This window comes from Citrobacter sp. C5_2 (assembly GCF_014596845.2).
GTDB classification, from domain to species: Bacteria; Pseudomonadota; Gammaproteobacteria; order Enterobacterales; family Enterobacteriaceae; genus Citrobacter; species Citrobacter werkmanii.
In genome coordinates this window covers 2,399,267-2,417,760 of sequence record NZ_CP115032.1, presented here as the reverse complement: position 1 = coordinate 2,417,760, position 18,494 = coordinate 2,399,267, and the positions used below count along the sequence as shown (strand labels likewise).

At 51.0% G+C, this 18,494-nt stretch carries 18 protein-coding genes, 1 pseudogene and 1 other annotated feature; of the genes and pseudogenes, 12 read left to right on the top strand and 7 right to left on the bottom strand.

The genetic code is table 11. The annotated features are described in order from the left end of the window. Window positions 1–28: 28 nt before the first annotated feature. Window positions 29–280, top strand: a complete 252-nt coding sequence (locus ICA20_RS11880) for a YciN family protein (protein WP_003020616.1) — start codon at window positions 29–31, stop codon at window positions 278–280. A gap of 108 nt (window positions 281–388) precedes the next feature. Here the strand turns inward: ICA20_RS11880 and sohB are convergent, their stop codons facing one another. Then, window positions 389–1,435 (bottom strand): protease SohB, encoded by a 1,047-nt coding sequence (gene sohB / locus ICA20_RS11875; protein WP_038640966.1) that lies wholly within the window; start codon window positions 1,433–1,435, stop codon window positions 389–391. A gap of 222 nt (window positions 1,436–1,657) precedes the next feature. On the opposite strand from sohB, the gene ICA20_RS11870 reads away from it, so the two are divergent. Both ICA20_RS11870 and cobO read left to right on the top strand, forming a co-directional pair. Continuing rightward, on the top strand, window positions 1,658–2,419 hold the full coding sequence (locus ICA20_RS11870) for a YciK family oxidoreductase (RefSeq protein ID WP_038640968.1): 762 nt from the start codon (window positions 1,658–1,660) through the stop codon (window positions 2,417–2,419). Then, window positions 2,416–3,006, top strand: coding sequence for a cob(I)yrinic acid a,c-diamide adenosyltransferase (cobO, locus tag ICA20_RS11865; RefSeq protein ID WP_038640970.1), 591 nt, complete (start codon window positions 2,416–2,418; stop codon window positions 3,004–3,006). The genes ICA20_RS11870 and cobO overlap by 4 nt, the downstream gene beginning before the upstream one ends. 83 nt (window positions 3,007–3,089) lie before the next feature. Here the strand turns inward: cobO and rluB are convergent, their stop codons facing one another. From rluB to rnm, 3 genes are all read right to left on the bottom strand, one after another. Next, the gene (gene rluB / locus ICA20_RS11860) at window positions 3,090–3,965 is read right to left on the bottom strand and encodes a 23S rRNA pseudouridine(2605) synthase RluB (RefSeq protein WP_038640972.1); all 876 of its coding nucleotides are present in this window, start codon (window positions 3,963–3,965) and stop codon (window positions 3,090–3,092) included. 100 nt (window positions 3,966–4,065) lie between these two features. Beyond that, window positions 4,066–4,686, bottom strand: a complete 621-nt coding sequence (locus ICA20_RS11855; protein ID WP_038640974.1) for an L-threonylcarbamoyladenylate synthase — start codon at window positions 4,684–4,686, stop codon at window positions 4,066–4,068. Next, entirely contained in the window at window positions 4,683–5,573 is an 891-nt protein-coding gene (gene rnm / locus ICA20_RS11850) for an RNase AM (protein ID WP_129694998.1), read from the bottom strand. Before rnm ends, ICA20_RS11855 begins: the two co-directional genes overlap by 4 nt. 123 nt (window positions 5,574–5,696) lie before the next feature. Between rnm and trpL the strand changes: the two genes are divergently transcribed. From trpL to trpA, 6 genes are all read left to right on the top strand, one after another. Further along, entirely contained in the window at window positions 5,697–5,741 is a 45-nt protein-coding gene (gene trpL, locus ICA20_RS11845) for a trp operon leader peptide (RefSeq protein WP_012905981.1), read from the top strand. Beyond that, window positions 5,718–5,812 (top strand) — a sequence feature (Trp leader region). (Overlaps the previous gene by 24 nt.) Before the next feature lie 23 nt (window positions 5,813–5,835). Next, a complete protein-coding gene (locus ICA20_RS11840; RefSeq protein WP_038640978.1) occupies window positions 5,836–7,398 on the top strand; it encodes an anthranilate synthase component 1 in 1,563 nt (520 codons plus the stop codon). Further along, complete coding sequence (gene trpD / locus ICA20_RS11835; protein WP_038640980.1) at window positions 7,398–8,993, top strand: bifunctional anthranilate synthase glutamate amidotransferase component TrpG/anthranilate phosphoribosyltransferase TrpD; 1,596 nt, start codon at window positions 7,398–7,400, stop codon at window positions 8,991–8,993. The genes ICA20_RS11840 and trpD overlap by 1 nt, the downstream gene beginning before the upstream one ends. Before the next feature lie 3 nt (window positions 8,994–8,996). After that, entirely contained in the window at window positions 8,997–10,355 is a 1,359-nt protein-coding gene (gene trpCF / locus ICA20_RS11830) for a bifunctional indole-3-glycerol-phosphate synthase TrpC/phosphoribosylanthranilate isomerase TrpF (protein ID WP_038643199.1), read from the top strand. A gap of 10 nt (window positions 10,356–10,365) precedes the next feature. Next, entirely contained in the window at window positions 10,366–11,559 is a 1,194-nt protein-coding gene (gene trpB / locus ICA20_RS11825; RefSeq protein ID WP_038640982.1) for a tryptophan synthase subunit beta, read from the top strand. Beyond that, window positions 11,559–12,365, top strand: coding sequence for a tryptophan synthase subunit alpha (gene trpA / locus ICA20_RS11820; RefSeq protein WP_038640984.1), 807 nt, complete (start codon window positions 11,559–11,561; stop codon window positions 12,363–12,365). The genes trpB and trpA overlap by 1 nt, the downstream gene beginning before the upstream one ends. Before the next feature lie 32 nt (window positions 12,366–12,397). On the opposite strand, the gene ICA20_RS11815 is transcribed toward trpA, so the two are convergent. Together ICA20_RS11815 and ICA20_RS11810 are read right to left on the bottom strand one after the other, a co-directional pair. After that, entirely contained in the window at window positions 12,398–13,870 is a 1,473-nt protein-coding gene (locus ICA20_RS11815; protein ID WP_038640986.1) for a GGDEF domain-containing protein, read from the bottom strand. A gap of 184 nt (window positions 13,871–14,054) precedes the next feature. Beyond that, window positions 14,055–14,327, bottom strand: a complete 273-nt coding sequence (locus ICA20_RS11810; protein WP_038640988.1) for a hypothetical protein — start codon at window positions 14,325–14,327, stop codon at window positions 14,055–14,057. A gap of 649 nt (window positions 14,328–14,976) precedes the next feature. Between ICA20_RS11810 and ICA20_RS11805 the strand changes: the two genes are divergently transcribed. Continuing rightward, window positions 14,977–16,611 (top strand): phosphoethanolamine transferase, encoded by a 1,635-nt coding sequence (locus ICA20_RS11805; RefSeq protein ID WP_306669595.1) that lies wholly within the window; start codon window positions 14,977–14,979, stop codon window positions 16,609–16,611. 65 nt (window positions 16,612–16,676) lie between these two features. Here the strand turns inward: ICA20_RS11805 and ompW are convergent, their stop codons facing one another. Beyond that, window positions 16,677–17,315 carry an outer membrane protein OmpW gene (gene ompW, locus ICA20_RS11800; RefSeq protein ID WP_038640990.1) on the bottom strand — a complete coding sequence of 213 codons (639 nt, stop codon included), beginning with the start codon at window positions 17,313–17,315 and terminating at the stop codon, window positions 16,677–16,679. 283 nt (window positions 17,316–17,598) lie between these two features. On the opposite strand from ompW, the pseudogene ICA20_RS11795 reads away from it, so the two are divergent. After that, window positions 17,599–17,685, top strand: a pseudogene (locus ICA20_RS11795) (YkgJ family cysteine cluster protein); the annotation flags it as partial. Window positions 17,686–17,713: 28 nt separating this feature from the next. Next, window positions 17,714–18,457: a YciC family protein gene (locus ICA20_RS11790; RefSeq protein WP_038640992.1), complete on the top strand. Its 744-nt coding sequence runs from the start codon at window positions 17,714–17,716 to the stop codon at window positions 18,455–18,457. The last annotated feature ends 37 nt before the right edge of the window (window positions 18,458–18,494 follow it).

Sequence of the window (18,494 nt, the reverse complement as noted above, 5' to 3'; positions counted from 1 at the left end):
ACTAATGTCCTTGTTTAAGGAGTAAATAATGCATAAAGACACGCAACCTATCGATCGCGAAACGCTGCTGATTGAAGCCAACAAAATCATTCGTGAGCATGAGGACACGCTGGCGGGAATTGTCGCCACCGGCGTTACGCAGCGAAATGGCGTGCTGGTTTTCAGCGGAGATTACTTTTTAGACGAACAAGGGCTTCCGACGCCCAAGAGTACGGCGGTGTTTAATATGTTTAAGCACCTGGCGCACGTACTTTCTGAAAAGTATCACTTGATCGATTAATACAAGAAATGATTTGCCGGATGGCGGCTCCGCCTTATCCGGCCCGGGATGTTACGATCCTCAAGGCCGGATAAGATGCTTTAGCATCACCATCCGGCAATGACAATTTTACATCAGCGGTTTCTGTCCTCGCTGCCACCAGCGCAGTAGCAAACGATCGGCGCTCTCGGCCGCACTCCCGGTAAAGCGATCCATCAGTTTTTTGCGCTGCATATAGCGAACGCTTAACACTTCGCGACCTTCCATTAGCCCGAGAATCACTTCGTCGCTGGTATTGATTTCATCCACCAGCCCGTTTGCCAGCGCCTGTTGCCCAAACCAGTGTTCGCCGGTGGCCACCTGTTCAATGTCCAGAGTCGGACGCATGCGCTGCACAAAATCTTTAAACAGGTGATGGGTTTCATTCAGATCTTCGCGGAATTTTTGCCGCCCTTCTTCCGTGTTTTCACCCAGCAGCGTCAGCGTACGCTTATACTGCCCGGCGGTGTGCAGTTCGATATCAATATCCTTCCCTTTCAGAAAGCGGTTAAAGTTCGGGATCTGCGCCACGACGCCAATAGAGCCGACAATAGCAAACGGCGCTGAGACAATTTTATCGGCTACGCAGGCCATCATATATCCACCGCTCGCGGCGACTTTATCCACCGTTACGGTCAACGGAATCTGCTTATCGCGCAAACGCTGTAACTGCGACGCAGCCAGACCATAACCATGAACCACACCGCCCGGGCTTTCCAGGCGAACCACCACTTGATCCTGCGGTTTAACGACAGCCAACACCGCCGTCACTTCCTCACGTAACGCGCTGACCTCATGGGCGTCCATGCTGCCTTTAAAATCCAGCACCCATACACGTGGTTTATCAGATGATGTACTGTCTCCCAGCTTCGCTTTTGCCCTGGCTGCCTTCGCTTCCAGTTTCTGTTTCTTTTTCTGCGCCTTATGCCAGAATTTTTGCTGATGCCCGTCCAGTAACGCCAGCGACAGATCATCCTTCATCTCTTTATATTGCTCGCTGAGGTTAATAACCCGCAGCTCCCCGCGCTGACGCTTGCGTTGTGTCGCGTTCACAATCAGCATCACAACTACCGCAATAGCCACCACGACAGTGACAATTTTTGCCAAAAACAGCCCATATTCAGACAACAATTCCACGAGACCCACCTTGGTTAAACAACGCTATTTCCGCTCAGTGTACAACAGGCTGCTTAACCCGTCTTGCTTCATCCATCCTGGCGCAGAATCAGCAAAAAGCATGACAAAGCGTTCATTTTGCGGTGTTATTGCCTTTGGCTGATTGAAAAAGAACAGGGTTTAAGGCATAAAGCCGAAACGTTATCGCGAACGAGAAGGCCAGAGCGTTGCCGAGGAGTAGCCGTGCATTATCAACCTAAACAAGACCTTTTACAGGACCGCATTATTCTGATTACCGGTGCCAGTGATGGTATCGGACGTGAAGCCGCACAGACCTATGCGCGATACGGCGCGACCGTGATTCTGCTTGGGCGTAACGAAGAAAAACTGCGCCAGGTTGCCCGCACTATTGCCGATGAAAACGGTACGCAGCCACACTGGTTCACGTTGGATCTGCTCACTTGTACGTCTGAAGAATGCCACCAGCTTGCACAGCGCATTGCCGCACATTTTCCACGTCTGGATGGTGTTCTCCATAATGCCGGATTACTGGGTGATATTTGTCCGATGAGCGAACAAAATCCGCAGGTCTGGCAAGATGTCATGCAGGTAAATGTGAATGCCACCTTTATGCTGACCCAGGCATTGCTGCCGCTATTACTGAAATCCGATGCCGGATCGCTGGTCTTTACCTCTTCCAGCGTCGGTCGCCAGGGACGCGCCAATTGGGGAGCGTATGCCACTTCCAAATTCGCTACCGAAGGCATGATGCAGGTTCTGGCAGATGAATATCAGAACCGTCACCTGCGCGTAAACTGTATCAATCCAGGCGGTACGCGTACCGGCATGCGAGCCAGCGCATTTCCAACTGAAGATCCGCAAAAATTGAAAACTCCCGCCGATATTATGCCGCTCTATCTGTGGCTGATGGGCGATGACAGCCGCCGTAAAACCGGTATGACTTTCGATGCCCAACCGGGCCGTAAACCAGGAATAGCTCAATGAGTGAAGAACGCTACCAGCAACGCCAGCAGCGCGTTAAAGAGCGGGTTGATGCCCGCGTTGCCGCTGCAAAGGATGAACGCGGAATCATTATCGTGTTCACCGGAAACGGTAAGGGTAAAACCACCGCAGCGTTCGGGACTGCCACGCGTGCGGTGGGCCATGGTAAAAAAGTCGGCGTGGTGCAATTTATTAAAGGTACCTGGCCAAACGGTGAACGAAACTTACTCGAACCCCATGGCGTAGAGTTTCAGGTTATGGCGACAGGATTTACCTGGGACACGCAAAACCGCGAGGCGGATACCGCAGCCTGTATGGCCGTATGGGAACATGGAAAGCGAATGCTGGCTGACGCTCAACTGGATATGGTTATCCTGGACGAACTGACCTATATGGTGGCGTACGACTATCTGCCGCTTGAAGAGGTTATCAATGCCTTAAATGCGCGCCCAGCCCATCAAACGGTGATTATCACCGGTCGGGGATGTCATCGCGATATTCTGGAGTTAGCAGATACGGTCAGCGAGCTGCGCCCGGTTAAGCACGCGTTTGAAGCGGGCGTGAAAGCTCAGATGGGAATTGATTACTGACAGCAGGCCGGATAAGGCGCTTGCGCCGCATCCGGCTCCACGGTAACGCCTGATGGCGCTTTGCTTATCAGGCCTGGTCATGATTAACCGTTGTTGCTGCGACCGCCCGGACGACGGCTGCTGCCGACCTGTGAGTGGCGCTTCACCGCACGACGGATCTGATTTGCTTTCATCCGACGACGATCTTTCTCGACGGCAACTTTAGAGGTCGTTTCCGGCTTCAGTTCCACCAGTTCACGCAAATAGTTGGTCTGCGCAAGATCAAGCTCCGTCCAGCCGCCACGCGGCAGCCCTTTCGGCAGCGGGATATCGCCGTAACGGACACGGATAAGACGACTTACCTGCACGCCTACAGCTTCCCACAGGCGACGTACTTCACGGTTACGTCCTTCGGTCAGCGTGACGTTGTACCACTGGTTGATCCCTTCACCACCGCTGAACTTGATTGTTTTAAACGCCGCCGGACCATCTTCCAGCTGTACGCCACGACTCAGATCGCGCAGTTTCGCGTCATCAACCTGACCAAACACACGCACCGCATATTCACGCTCAACTTCACGGCTTGGATGCATCAGACGGTTTGCCAATTCACCGTCGGTAGTGAACAACAGTAAACCGCAGGTATTCACATCCAGACGCCCAACGGCAATCCAGCGCGCATCGCGCAGTTTTGGCAGACGATCAAACACGGTCGGACGACCTTCCGGATCGTTACGGGTACACAGTTCACCTTCTGGTTTGTAATAGGCCAGAACGCGACAGATTTGTTCCGCAGACTCTTTAACCGAAATCAGATGACCGTCGATACGGATTTTCAGACCCGGCGTCACTTCAACGCGATCGCCGAGCGTGGCAATTTTACCATCAACGCTCACACGGCCCGCGGCAATAATGGTTTCAATTTCACGGCGAGAACCGTGGCCGGCGCGCGCCAGCACTTTTTGTAACTTTTCGCTCATAGAGCTTCCTTTAGATGTCGCCTTCACAGGCGTCGAACAGGAGAATCAACGGCGCCAGTCAGCGCCATTTTAAGGCCGCGTAGTATAGCGGTTCACGCCCTTATAAGAAAGGTCTAACGTCGCCGACGCCTTCACGCAAGACCACCGGAGAATCGTCAGTTAAATCGATGACCGTGGTCGGCTGCTGGCCGAGATAGCCGCCGTGGATAATCAACTCCACCTGCTTCTCCAGGCGATCCTTAATCTCTTCCGGGTCAGATTCGGTAAATTCGCTGCCCGGCAGCATCAGCGACGTAGAAAGCATCGGTTCGCCCAGCGCTTCCAGCAGCGCCAGCGCAATCGGATTCGACGGCACACGCAGGCCGATGGTTTTACGTTTTTCCTGCAACAATCGGCGTGGCACTTCTTTCGTCCCTTTCAGGATAAAGGTGTAGTTGCCCGGCGTGTTATTTTTAATCAAACGAAAAGCCACGTTATCGACAAACGAATAGGTCGACAGTTCGGACAGGTCACGGCACATCAGCGTAAAGTTGTGTCCGTCCGGCAGGTGGCGAATGCGACAAATGCGCTCCATTGCGCCTTTATCTTCAATTTTGCAGCCCAACGCATAGCCGGAATCGGTTGGATAGACAATCACCCCGCCCTTACGCACGATTTCAACGGCCTGATTGATCAGCCGCTGCTGCGGGTTTTCGGGATGAATATAAAAAAACTGGCTCATAGTTTCCTCTCTGTAATCTCAGGCTGTTCCCAAAGTTGCCAGACGCCTTCTACGCCTGCGGGCAACCAGAGTTTACGACCCAGTTCAATCCACGGGCAGGGCTGATGAAAATCAGATCCTTGCGATGCCCACAATTGATGCTGGCGCGCAAGCGTCGCCAGATGGGTGCGTTCATTGGGAGACTGTTGGCACTGCGCCACTTCCATCGCGTCACCGCGGTGTTCAGCGAAGTATGCAACCAGTCTTTTCAGCCACTTAGCGCTAAGATCGTACCGCCCCGGATGAGCCAGAACTGCCTTACCGCCAGAATGATGAATGACATCAATAGCTTGTTCTATTGTACACCACTGCGGCGGAACGTAACCGGTTTTCCCACGGGCAAGGTATTTTTTAAAAACATCTGCAATAGTCGTGGCTTTTCCGCATTCCACCAGAAAACGCGCAAAATGTCCCCGCGTGACCGCCCCGCCATCTGCCAGACGCAACGCGCCTTCCCATGCGCCGGGGATATGCGCTTTGTCGAGTCGTTCAGCAATCAAGCGCGCGCGCTGCTGACGGCGCTCCGTTTGTTGCGCCAAAAACTCGCACATCAATGGATGAGAAATATCTATATTCAGACCCACAATATGGATCTCATGATTTTCCCACACCGTTGAAATCTCGACGCCCGAGATCAGATTTAACGCTAAACCCGAACGTGAAATTTCTTCTCTTGCCGCCGCAATACCGCCCGTGGTGTCATGATCGGTGATCGCCAGTGTGCCGACTCGCATCTCTACCGCACGGTGTACTAAGGCTTCAGGGGTTAATCGCCCATCGGAGGCTGTAGTATGACTGTGCAGGTCATAAATCACTGCGTAATTCGTGTCGCTCAAGGCGGCTCCCATTTCAATAAATGTCGTAACACGCCCATCATAGCGGTTTCGACAAATTTACTGAAATCAGGTGTTGACTTTATTCCATCGAACTAGTTAACTAGTACGCAAGTTCACATGAAGAAGGTATCTGAGATGAAAGCAACATTTGTTCTGCACGGTTGGTGGCGCACTTCCTGATTTCGGGCAGTGTCTTACGTCTGCAATATGCAACCAGATACCCGGCCCGCCAACTGAGCGGGCTTTTTTTTGAACAAAATTAATGAGAACAACGATGCAAACACCAAAACCGACACTCGAACTGCTTACCTGCGATGCCGCCTACCGTGAGAATCCGACGGCGCTGTTTCATCAGGTATGTGGCGCTCGTCCAGCGACACTGCTGCTTGAATCTGCAGATATCAACAGCAAAGATGATCTGAAGAGCCTGTTGCTGGTCGACAGCGCGTTACGCATCACCGCCCTGGGTGACACTGTCACTATTAAGGCGCTCTCCGCGAACGGCGCATCGCTGCTGCCCCTGCTGGATGCAACGCTGCCTGCTGGCGTTGAAAACGAACAACAGCCGAACATACGCCATTTGAAATTTCCCAATGTAAGCCCGTTGCTGGATGAAGACGCCCGCTTATGTTCCCTTTCCGTATTTGATGCTTTCCGTTTATTGCAGGAACTGGTCAACGTCCCTGCGCAAGAACGTGAAGCGATGTTCTTCGGCGGTCTGTTTTCCTATGACCTGGTCGCCGGTTTTGAAGATTTACCTCAGCTTGAAGCAGGTAACCGTTGCCCGGACTACTGCTTCTATCTGGCTGAAACGCTGATGGTCATCGACCACCAAAAGAAAAGTACCCGCATTCAGGCCAGCGTATTTACCCCCAGCGATGGCGAAAAACAGCGTCTGAACGCTCGTCTGGCACAACTGAGCCAGCAGCTTACCGAGCCAGCTCCGCCACTGCCCGTGACAGAAATTCCGCAGATGCGCTGCGAATGTAACCAGAGCGATGAAGAATTTGGCGCTGTGGTGCGCGGGATGCAAAAAGCCATTCGCGCAGGCGAGATTTTCCAGGTGGTTCCGTCCCGCCGATTCTCATTGCCCTGCCCGTCACCGCTGGCGGCCTACTATGTGCTGAAGAAAAGTAATCCCAGCCCGTATATGTTTTTCATGCAGGACAACGATTTCACGCTGTTCGGCGCCTCCCCGGAAAGCTCGCTGAAATATGATGCCACCAGCCGGCAGATTGAGATCTACCCGATTGCCGGGACGCGTCCGCGCGGTCGCCGTGCGGATGGCTCGCTGGACCGCGATCTCGACAGCCGTATCGAGCTGGAGATGCGTACCGATCATAAAGAGCTTTCCGAGCACCTGATGCTGGTTGACCTTGCGCGTAACGACCTGGCGCGTATCTGTACGCCGGGCAGCCGCTACGTTGCAGACCTGACCAAAGTGGATCGCTACTCCTTCGTGATGCACCTGGTTTCCCGCGTGGTCGGCGAACTGCGTAGCGATCTGGATGTGCTGCATGCGTACCGCGCCTGTATGAATATGGGCACGCTAAGCGGCGCGCCGAAAGTTCGCGCCATGCAGCTTATCGCCGAGGCCGAAGGTCGTCGCCGTGGTAGCTATGGCGGCGCGGTAGGCTACTTTACCGCCCATGGCGATCTGGATACCTGTATTGTGATTCGTTCCGCACTCGTGGAAGACGGTATTGCCACCGTACAAGCCGGTGCCGGAATTGTTCTGGATTCTGTACCGCAGTCTGAAGCCGATGAAACCCGTAATAAAGCGCGTGCGGTTTTACGTGCTATCGCCACCGCGCACCACGCACAGGAGACCTTCTAATGGCTGACATTCTGCTGCTCGATAACATCGACTCATTTACCTATAACCTGGCGGATCAGCTGCGTACTAATGGTCACAACGTGGTGATTTACCGCAACCATATTCCGGCCCAGACGTTAATTGACCGCTTAGCAACCATGAAAAACCCGGTGCTGATGCTCTCTCCGGGACCCGGTGCGCCAAGCGAAGCGGGCTGCATGCCGGAGCTGTTAACCCGCCTGCGCGGTAAGCTGCCGATTATCGGTATTTGTCTGGGGCATCAGGCGATTGTTGAAGCCTACGGCGGCTATGTCGGTCAGGCCGGAGAGATCCTGCACGGTAAAGCATCCAGTATTGAACATGACGGTCAGGCAATGTTCAGCGGTCTGGCAAATCCATTGCCGGTAGCGCGTTACCACTCGCTTGTTGGCAGCAACGTTCCAGCCGGTTTGACCATCAACGCCCACTTTAACGGCATGGTGATGGCGGTCCGTCACGATACCGACCGCGTGTGTGGCTTCCAGTTCCATCCGGAATCGATCCTCACCACCCAGGGCGCGCTTCTGCTCGAGCAAACGCTGGCATGGGCGCAACAGAAACTCGAACAGACCAATACGCTGCAACCTATTCTGGAGAAACTGTATCAGGCTCAGACGCTGTCCCAACAGGAAAGCCACCAACTGTTCTCGGCCGTAGTACGCGGTGAACTGAAGCCGGAACAACTCGCTGCGGCCCTGGTGAGCATGAAAATTCGTGGCGAACACCCGCATGAAATTGCCGGCGCGGCAACCGCGCTGCTGGAAAACGCCGCCCCGTTCCCGCGTCCTGATTATCTGTTTGCCGATATTGTCGGTACCGGCGGCGACGGTAGCAACAGTATCAATATCTCCACGGCCAGCGCCTTTGTTGCGGCGGCCTGTGGACTGAAAGTGGCCAAACACGGCAACCGCAGCGTCTCCAGTAAATCGGGCTCTTCGGATCTGTTGGCGGCATTTGGCATTAATCTGGACATGAACGCCGATAAATCCCGTCAGGCGCTTGACGATCTCGGTGTGTGCTTCCTGTTTGCACCGAAATACCACACCGGTTTTCGCCACGCCATGCCGGTACGACAACAGTTAAAAACCCGCACGCTGTTTAACGTGCTCGGTCCGTTGATTAACCCGGCGCATCCCCCGCTGGCGCTGATCGGCGTATACAGCCCGGAACTGGTGCTGCCGATTGCTGAAACGCTGCGTGTATTGGGGTATCAGCGTGCCGCGGTCGTACACAGCGGCGGCATGGATGAGGTTTCGCTGCATGCGCCGACTATTGTGGCAGAGCTGCATGATGGCGAAATCAAGAGTTATCAACTGACGGCGGAAGACTTTGGCCTGACGCCGTACCATCAGGAACAGCTGGCGGGCGGTACGCCGGAAGAAAACCGTGACATTCTTAGTCGCTTGTTACAAGGTAAAGGTGAAGCCGCTCACGAAGCAGCCGTTGCCGCGAATGTCGCCATGTTAATGCGCCTGCACGGTGAAGAAGATTTAAAAACTAATGCGCAAACCGTGATAAATGTGCTGCGTAGCGGCGCGGCCTACGACCGTGTCACTGCGCTGGCAGCAAGAGGGTAAATGATGCAAACCGTTTTAGCGAAAATTGTCGCTGACAAGGCGATTTGGGTAGAAGCCCGCAAACAGCAACAACCGCTGGCCAGCTTTCAGAATGATGTACAACCCAGCGCTCGTGATTTCTACGATGCGCTGCAAGGCGCACGTACCGCCTTTATTCTGGAGTGCAAAAAAGCCTCGCCATCGAAAGGTGTGATCCGTGATGACTTCGACCCGGCACAGATTGCGGACGTGTATAAACATTATGCTTCAGCGATTTCCGTACTGACCGATGAAAAATATTTCCAGGGCAGCTTTGATTTCCTGCCCATCGTCAGCCGTATCGCGTCGCAACCCATCCTGTGTAAGGACTTTATTATCGATCCTTACCAGATATACCTGGCGCGTTTCTACCAGGCGGACGCCTGCCTGCTGATGCTGTCAGTACTGGACGATGAGCAATATCGTCAACTCGCCGCCGTGGCCCATAGCCTGAAAATGGGTGTTCTGACCGAGGTCAGCAACGAAGAAGAGCTGGAACGCGCGATTGCGCTTGGCGCGAAAGTCGTCGGTATTAACAACCGCGATTTACGTGACCTGTCGATTGATCTGAATCGCACCCGCCAACTGGCGCCACGTCTGGGCCATGGCGTAACCGTCATCAGCGAGTCCGGTATTAATACCTACGGCCAGGTACGCGAACTCAGCCACTTCGCCAACGGTTTTCTGATTGGCTCTGCGCTGATGTCGCATGATGACCTGCACGCCGCTGTGCGTCGGGTTCTGCTTGGCGAGAACAAAGTCTGCGGTTTGACCCGGGCTCAGGATGCAAACGCGGCATATGAAGCGGGCGCCATATATGGCGGGTTGATTTTTGTGCCCTCATCTCCGCGCGTAGTTAGCGTTGAGCAGGCGCGGGAAGTGATGAGCGGCGCGCCATTACAGTATGTCGGCGTGTTCCGCAACACCGAGATTACCGAAGTGCGCGATAAAGCGTTGGCCCTGGGACTGACTGCGGTGCAACTGCATGGGAGCGAAGATCAGACCTATGTTGACGCTCTGCACGATGCGCTGCCCAAACAGGTGCAAATCTGGAAAGCGCTGAGTGTTGGCGAAACGTTGCCGGCCCGGGATTATCAGCATGTCGATAAATACGTGTTCGACAACGGCCAGGGTGGTAGCGGTCAACGCTTCGACTGGTCGCTTTTAGGCGGGCAATCGCTGGAAAACGTTTTACTGGCTGGCGGACTTGGCGCTGATAATTGTGTCAACGCGGCAAAAACCGGCTGTGCCGGGCTCGATTTTAATTCTGGCGTAGAGTCACAGCCGGGCATCAAAGATGCACGACTTCTGGCTTCGGTCTTTCAGACGCTGCGCGCATATTAAGGAAAAGGACATGACAACATTACTCAATCCGTACTTTGGTGAATTTGGCGGTATGTATGTGCCACAAATTCTGATGCCTGCTCTGCGTCAACTGGAAGAAGCTTTCGTCAGCGCGCAAAAAGATCCTGAGTTTCAGGCGCAGTTTACCGATCTGCTGAAAAACTATGCTGGTCGTCCAACTGCGCTGACCAAATGCCAGAACATTACTCACGGAACCAACACCACGCTGTATCTTAAGCGTGAAGATTTACTGCACGGCGGCGCGCACAAAACTAACCAGGTGTTGGGTCAGGCGTTACTGGCGAAGCGTATGGGGAAAACGGAAATCATCGCCGAAACCGGCGCAGGTCAGCACGGCGTCGCATCGGCGCTAGCCAGTGCGCTGCTGGGTCTGAAGTGCCGTATTTATATGGGTGCGAAAGACGTTGAGCGTCAGTCGCCTAACGTTTTCCGTATGCGTCTGATGGGGGCAGAAGTCATTCCTGTTCATAGCGGTTCTGCAACGCTGAAGGATGCCTGTAACGAAGCCCTGCGCGACTGGTCTGGCAGCTACGATACCGCGCACTATATGCTCGGGACGGCGGCAGGACCGCATCCCTTCCCGACCATTGTACGTGAATTCCAGCGCATGATCGGCGAAGAAACAAAAGCGCAGATCCTGGAAAAAGAAGGTCGTTTGCCGGACGCTGTTATCGCCTGCGTGGGCGGTGGTTCTAACGCCATTGGTATGTTTGCCGATTTTATTAATGAAACCAGCGTCGGTCTGATTGGCGTAGAGCCAGGCGGTCACGGGATCGAATCCGGTGAACACGGCGCACCGTTAAAACACGGTCGTGTCGGGATTTACTTTGGCATGAAATCCCCGATGATGCAGACCGAAGAAGGACAGATTGAAGAGTCTTACTCTATTTCCGCAGGTCTGGATTTCCCGTCTGTCGGGCCGCAGCATGCATACCTGAACAGCATCGGTCGCGCCGATTATGTTTCAATCACCGACGATGAAGCGCTGGAAGCCTTCAAAACGCTGTGTTTACATGAGGGGATTATCCCGGCGCTGGAGTCCTCCCATGCCCTGGCACACGCCCTGAAAATGATGCGTGAAAATCCGGAAAAAGAGCAATTACTGGTGGTAAATCTCTCCGGTCGCGGCGACAAAGACATTTTCACCGTACACGATATTCTGAAAGCGCGAGGGGAAATCTGATGGAACGTTACGAAAATCTTTTTGCACAGCTGAAGGACCGCAAAGAAGGTGCTTTTGTCCCCTTCGTAACCCTGGGCGATCCGTCAGTTGAACAGTCACTGAAAATCATTGATACGCTGATCGAAGCCGGCGCTGATGCGCTTGAACTCGGCATTCCGTTCTCCGATCCGCTGGCGGACGGTCCGACCATACAGGAAGCCACACTGCGGGCATTTGCCGCAGGCGTGACACCGTCACAATGCTTTGAGATGCTGGCATTGATTCGCCAGAAACACCCCACCATTCCAGTTGGTCTGCTGATGTATGCCAACCTGGTGTTCAGCAAGGGGATTGACGAATTCTACGCTCAGTGCGAGAAAGTCGGAGTGGATTCCGTATTAGTGGCCGATGTGCCTGTTGAGGAGTCTGCGCCATTCAGAGCTGCGGCGCTCCGCCACAACATTGCGCCTATTTTTATCTGCCCGCCGAACGCTGATGAAGAACTGCTGCGCCAGATTGCCTCTTACGGTCGCGGCTATACCTATCTGCTTTCGCGTGCCGGCGTGACCGGCGCTGAAAATCGTGCGGCGTTACCGCTGCATCATCTGGTCGAAAAGCTGAAAGAATATGGTGCACCCCCGTCATTACAGGGATTTGGTATCTCTGCGCCAGACCAGGTCACCGGCGCGATTGAAGCCGGTGCTGCCGGGGCAATTTCCGGCTCAGCGATTGTGAAAATCATTGAGAAGAATGTTGCCGCACCTGAGCAGATGCTGGCTGAGCTGAAAGCCTTTGTCAGCGCGATGAAAGCGGCCACGCCTTACTAAGCTAAATCAACCGCCAGAGACTTCTGGCGGTTTTACCCTTTTTTGGTGTTCTTCATTTTGTACATGGCGTTATCCGCATTCTGAATTGCCACATCCAGCTCGCCGTTCACTTCCGCAATCCCCCACGACACTGACAATGGCACGGTATGCCCGTCCACCACAAACACATGGCTGGTCACCTGCCCGCTAATACGCTGAGCAATGGCGATAGCGTCACTTGCCTGCGAGCGAAACAGCAGGATCATAAACTCATCCCCGCCGGTACGAATCACAATATCGTGGCTGGTTCGGGTGTTAGACAGCATTCTGTTAGCGATAATTTGCAGCGCCCGGTCACCTGCCGCATGGCCCCAGGTATCATTGACAGCCTTGAACTTATTGCAATCCAGTAACACAACCGAGCAGTGCGATAAATCACGACGCTTGATGATGTCGAGAATTCGGCGGTTAAAACAACCGGTCAGCGTGTCGATATAAACCTTTAGGTCGCTTTCATTCAGCCAGGATTTTAGTGAGAAACTGATGATGATGAAAAAGAACGGCGCCAGCAGGATCACAATTCCGGCATGCGAATCACGCACCATAAAACGGCCTAATGACAGCGAATAGTGCAGCGCATATTTCTCCGAAAAATTGCGCACCATATAGCGGGACTGGCCTGTACATCTACCGGATAAACAAAGGCTCTCATTGTTGGTTAAATTCACCAACTCCACATTCAGCTCAGGTGGAAGGCGGTAGTCAAAGGCTTGAGCCAACGCTTCCTGCAGTTCCGGCTTTGAATGGTCATAGACCAGATAGGCCACGATTTGGTCTGATATCTCTTTACCCGACAGATCGTAGATATAGCTCACCACGCTGTAAGCTTTTTCACCGGTAATTTTATCGGTATAGAAGTTCGTTGAACTAAGGGCTTTGTTTTTGACGTTTTTTTGCAACAGTCGGGTATAGAAATCGACAGGTGGATAGAAAAAGTTGGTGATATCCCGCGCCATTTCAGAATTGGAGAAGCTGAAATGGCGCGAATCGGAAGCCATAAACCAGTAAAAATAATCTGAGTTTTTGGCGATAATGTAACGATGCGCATCGAAGCTCCCCGGGTTTAGCTCATTGACCATCCCGCGAATAAACTCCGCCGCCGTATACATACACAACGCATTATGACTGGTTCTCTGGGCAATAATTGTCCCCGTCGCCGAATGCAGCCGCTTTGGGTCGGCGTTAATGCCCCATTCATCATCATTGCGGGGAACAAATTGTGAAATATCGCCACATTGCTCGCCCGTTTTGATATGGTGATAGCGTTCGCCAATCGCGTCGGCGATCAGCTCGTTATCGTTAAAAATGTCCATCATGCGCGCCTGCAGGCGATTAACACCTTCACTGGCTGCCGCTATCCGCTGCTCATAGATAATAAACAGAAATAACGAAGTAAATATCAACGTAATGAGCCCTGATACCAGCAATGCCTGCTTGTTTCTGAGCTTATCCTGCACAATCTTCACGAGTCCACCCTGCTAGTTAACATATTGCCAAACCGGTTACCCGTTTATGTTGGTGCATAACTGCGCTGTACGTTGATTGAGAATATTTATCGCCCCTTCGCTGATGAGTAAAAGCTCGCCGTTGCGCGCGCTGAAGTTACCGATTTATACAACAAAAGCACATATTTGTTAACATAAATGCAAACTAAGCATCGCCTTCAATGGGATACCCTGCCCGACGGATAGCCTCACGGCAGTCGTTCACACCAGCGGCGTACCCCGCTTCAATCTCACAAACCGGGCTGGCGCTGCAATAAGGCAGTTTAACCGGAGTGGCCATAAGTTTCTCCAGAATCTCCATTTTATCCATGTAATTCAGCAGCTCACGAGCCACGCTTACGGCAAATTCGGCCGTATCATCGCCGGTGAACGGTTCCAGAAACGTGATTTTTTGTTGGAGTTGATGGCGGGTTAGCATCGTCAATACCCTCAAAGCCAGTTTGCTTAAAGAGTAGCATTACATCGAAGAAGAGAAATACACCACTGACGATTCAGGGGGCTAATCTTAATCACAGCCTTCACAGTTATGGCTGAAACCGGGCACGGTATCCTCGTATTTTTACAGAACATATTCATAGGTAGCGAATAGCTCTGCCCATCCCACATCCGATCTGAGATGTTGCCGTTGTTTGCAATGTTTAAGAGATGAGCAGCGAAACGCTGAACGCATCAATATCATAAAGTTTTAGTAATGATTTACGTAAATATCATATTAAATGTGAATATTGCATTGGCTCATCAAGACTAAAATCATTATAGTATCAGAGTAATAGCGTTATTTTTGCAAGGTCTTGATAATTTCACTTAGGTCATGTTATTAACGTGTAAATTAGTTGTTTATAAATGCAGGATGCACCAGGACTATTTGCACTTAACTCAAATTCACCTTTTAAAAATATTCAGAAAGCCAAAGGGATCAAACCACAGGATAACGACTAAATAGCATTGAATAAAACGACATAACGGCGATCACACCTGAGACAGGTCTGTGAGGTTGCTACATGTAACTTATTCACCCTCAATAATTGCATAAGTAAACAATAAAAGCACATAAGAAGAAAATTCTTATGTTTAAAACATATTTTGTTTGTCAGGATATCTGGGTCCATAAATTAAAAATCATGTCTATCCAATTTAACCTTCAAATGGTCAGAAGTGGTTTACGCCCACTTAAAATTATTCCGCTAATTATTTCCGTGTTAATTATTGCCAGTGTTAATATATTAACTGCAAAATATAACACTGTGATTAATCGGACACTTGTGTTTTTCATGATCATGCTTTCATTACGATGCCTACAGTATGTCTTTTTCAGAAATATTCTGGCTGCTTTAATTTTAATACCCGTCGCAGCTGATATCACTCTTCAATTGCATGCCTGGAATAATTACAACTCAGAATTCAGTTATGGATTTGCGTTAAGTGTTTTAAATACAACTCCCAGTGAAGCAATAGCGATGCTGAGATTATATTGGCGCGACTGTGTTACGTTCTTTACACTTGTAATGTTTTTTATTTACTCTATAAACACTGGCGCGAGACCTGTACCCTATCGATTTCGTCACTACCCAATAGTTATTTTGGGCTTGATAATTTTCTTTTTGTTTTCGCAAGCTTATCTCCACCAGATAAGGAAAAGTAATGTTGAAAGTCTGGTGCAACGAGTCATCCGCTCTACTCCAGTAAGTACCGGAAAAGAGTTCATGCAGGCTATGCAAGATAACGCCATAATTTCTGATATCGGTACAAACATTCCCAATTATAAGATAACAGTAAGTGATACAGGGATCGAAAACTATATACTGATCGTCGGGGAATCTGCGCGTGCGTTAAATATGGGAATATATGGATACACAAGGGATACCACCCCTGAACTTATCAAACAAAAGCAGCAACTTTTACTGTTTCATAACGCGATTGCGCCTGCACCGGTAACAATCATGGCCGTCCCCCTGGCACTTACTGCTGACTCAGTGCAAGCCCGTCACCCGCGTAATTACAGCGATAATATTATTAATATCACCAACCAGGCTGGCTATGATACATACTGGTACAGTCGCCAGGGAAATGGAGAGGCGCATAACAATATAATTACCGGGATTGCCATGAATGCACATCAGCATGAATGGATAGAATATGGCTATGATGAGGCGTTGTTGCCGTTATTACATAAGGCATTGCAGAAGCCAGGTAAGAAACTTATTGTCCTGCATTTATATGGCAGTCATGAACCTTCCTGTCAACGTTTTCCGGAAAGTCATACTGTCTTATTTGGCCAGAGTAAAGCTGACGATTGTTATGATAACTCAATTCGCTATACTGATGAACTGATGGGTACTATATTCAATGCGCTGGAAAACACTCGCTCATCAGTAATGTATTTTTCCGATCATGCGCTGATCCGTGATCCCGCTCGCTCGGTGGTTTATTCTCATGGTGGTGTTAGACCGCCTAAAGAGGCATTACAAATCCCGATGTATATTTGGTACAGCCATTTAGTCGATGAGAAAACAAAGTTCACTGGAGATTATAATACGCCGTGGTCTGCCGATGATCTTAACTCTCTTGCAGAATTGTGGCTTGGCATCCATCGTCAGGGCAACGCGAAAAAGTCAATGAAATCCTGGTTAATAAACTACCAAAAGGAGATTTTCATCATGGACACAACGGGTAAAAAATACCATTGGAATGATGTTCGTTAATGCTGAAGAGTTGGCAAAACTGGTCATCAAATGACCAGTTTTGCCGAAGGGCTTTGCAGAAGAGCTTAAAAACGATAACCCGCAGAGAACATAAACACCCACGGATCGAGACGTACGCTGTCTCGCTGCTGGACGCCACCCATTTTATAACTTGCGGTGGTGTCGATATCCATGTACCAGACCGACATGTTAATCAGCCAGTCGCGGTTAATCAGATAGTCCATACCGACTTGCCCTGCCGCACCCCAGGAATCTTTCAGGCTAAGGTCCGATAAGCCGGTTTTTTTGCCGTTATCGTTAAAACTTTCGTCGAAGAAGGTGGTGTAGTTCACACCAACACCAACGTAAGGACGCAGTTTGCTGCTGGAATCACCGAAGTACCACTGTGCCATTAATGTCGGCGGTAAATGGTGAACAGTGGCAATATCGCCCGTCGCAGCAGTCCCTATTTTGTGACGGAACGGCGTGGCTGCCAGTAATTCAACACCGATATTGTCGGTTGCCATGTAGGTGAATGTCAGACCCAACTGGGTGTTATTACTGACATCAAAGCCACCTAAGCTTCCCAGCGTCCCCCCCGCACCTTCCGTCGGCCTGACGGTGGCAGAACCCGCACGAATGAAGAATTCTCCAGCCTCATGCGCAAATGCGTTACCAGAGAGAAGAGTTGTTAAAGCCACTGCTGCAACTGTTAATTTTTTCATGTCCGCTCCATCGTTATGGTTATAAAAGCGGAACAAATATACCCACATTGGAGTAATAAGTGATCTTACCTGGATCACATTGACTTTGATAATTTAACATTTATTGATCCAGATTAAGTTAGAACTTGCATTCAAAATCCTGGTTAAATTAATTCAGATCAATTTTGATATATTTTCGCCATGCAAGTATCCGATACCTGCTGATGGAAAGCGTTGCTTATTTGCCCATGATGCGCAGAGAACAACCAGCGTTCTTGCATAACGCTGAAGTGATAGCCAAAAATTACCGGAGCTTTACAAAGATATGCCTTTCCATACATCGCGCGATGCTGCCACTGTAGAGTTATCCAGGGTACAATTGCCCGCAAATGAACACCTGCAAAACTCAAGGAGAGTGCATGTCTATCACGGCGAAATCCGTTTACCGTGACACGGGAAACTTTTTCCGTAATCAATTCATTACCATCTTGCTGGTATCGTTGTTGTGCGCGTTTATCACAGTGGTGTTAGGGCATGCCTTTTCTCCCAGTGACGCACAAATTGCGCAGCTCAGTGAAGGGGATCAGTTAACCAGTAGCGTAGGTCTGTTCGATCTGGTACAAAATATGACCCCGGAGCAACAGCAAATTCTGCTACGCGCTTCCGCGGCGTCGACATTTTCAGGCCTGATTGGTAATGCCATCCTCGCGGGAGGTATCATCCTGATGATTCAGCTGATTTCAGCAGGTCATCGGGTCAGCGCGTTACGCGCCATCGGCGCCAGTGCACCAGTGTTGCCCAAGCTGTTTATTCTGATTTTTCTGACTACTCTGCTGGTGCAAATCGGTATTATGCTGGTGGTCGTACCCGGTATTCTGCTGGCTATCCTGTTAGCTCTCGCACCGGTGATGTTGGTACAGGATAAAATGGGTGTCTTTGCCGCAATGCGCAACAGTATGCGTCTGGCATGGTCTAATATGCGACTGGTCGCGCCGGCAGTGATCGGTTGGCTGCTGGCTAAAACGCTGCTGTTGCTTTTTGCGCCAAGTTTTGCGGTACTTACGCCGAACGTAGGCGCGGTATTGGCGAATACGCTGAGCAATATGATCTCCGCCGTGTTGCTGATCTATTTGTTCCGCCTGTACATGCTGATTCGCCAATAAACCCTGAACGCATACCGGGCGCAGGCCTGGTGCTTTT

Bases quoted from the DNA above. Each gene is read 5' to 3' on its own strand.
- cobO (WP_038640970.1), top strand. From the start codon at position 2,416: ATGAGTGAAGAACGCTACCAGCAACGCCAGCAGCGCGTTAAAGAGCGG.
- ompW (WP_038640990.1), bottom strand. From the start codon at position 17,315: ATGAAAAAATTAACAGTTGCAGCAGTGGCTTTAACAACTCTTCTCTCT.
- trpA (WP_038640984.1), top strand. From the start codon at position 11,559: ATGGAACGTTACGAAAATCTTTTTGCACAGCTGAAGGACCGCAAAGAA.
- trpD (WP_038640980.1), top strand. From the start codon at position 7,398: ATGGCTGACATTCTGCTGCTCGATAACATCGACTCATTTACCTATAAC.
- rnm (WP_129694998.1), bottom strand. From the start codon at position 5,573: ATGGGAGCCGCCTTGAGCGACACGAATTACGCAGTGATTTATGACCTG.
- ICA20_RS11880 (WP_003020616.1), top strand. From the start codon at position 29: ATGCATAAAGACACGCAACCTATCGATCGCGAAACGCTGCTGATTGAA.
- trpCF (WP_038643199.1), top strand. From the start codon at position 8,997: ATGCAAACCGTTTTAGCGAAAATTGTCGCTGACAAGGCGATTTGGGTA.
- ICA20_RS11855 (WP_038640974.1), bottom strand. From the start codon at position 4,686: ATGAGCCAGTTTTTTTATATTCATCCCGAAAACCCGCAGCAGCGGCTG.
- ICA20_RS11810 (WP_038640988.1), bottom strand. From the start codon at position 14,327: ATGCTAACCCGCCATCAACTCCAACAAAAAATCACGTTTCTGGAACCG.
- ICA20_RS11840 (WP_038640978.1), top strand. From the start codon at position 5,836: ATGCAAACACCAAAACCGACACTCGAACTGCTTACCTGCGATGCCGCC.
- trpB (WP_038640982.1), top strand. From the start codon at position 10,366: ATGACAACATTACTCAATCCGTACTTTGGTGAATTTGGCGGTATGTAT.
- rluB (WP_038640972.1), bottom strand. From the start codon at position 3,965: ATGAGCGAAAAGTTACAAAAAGTGCTGGCGCGCGCCGGCCACGGTTCT.
- ICA20_RS11805 (WP_306669595.1), top strand. From the start codon at position 14,977: ATGTTTAAAACATATTTTGTTTGTCAGGATATCTGGGTCCATAAATTA.
- ICA20_RS11790 (WP_038640992.1), top strand. From the start codon at position 17,714: ATGTCTATCACGGCGAAATCCGTTTACCGTGACACGGGAAACTTTTTC.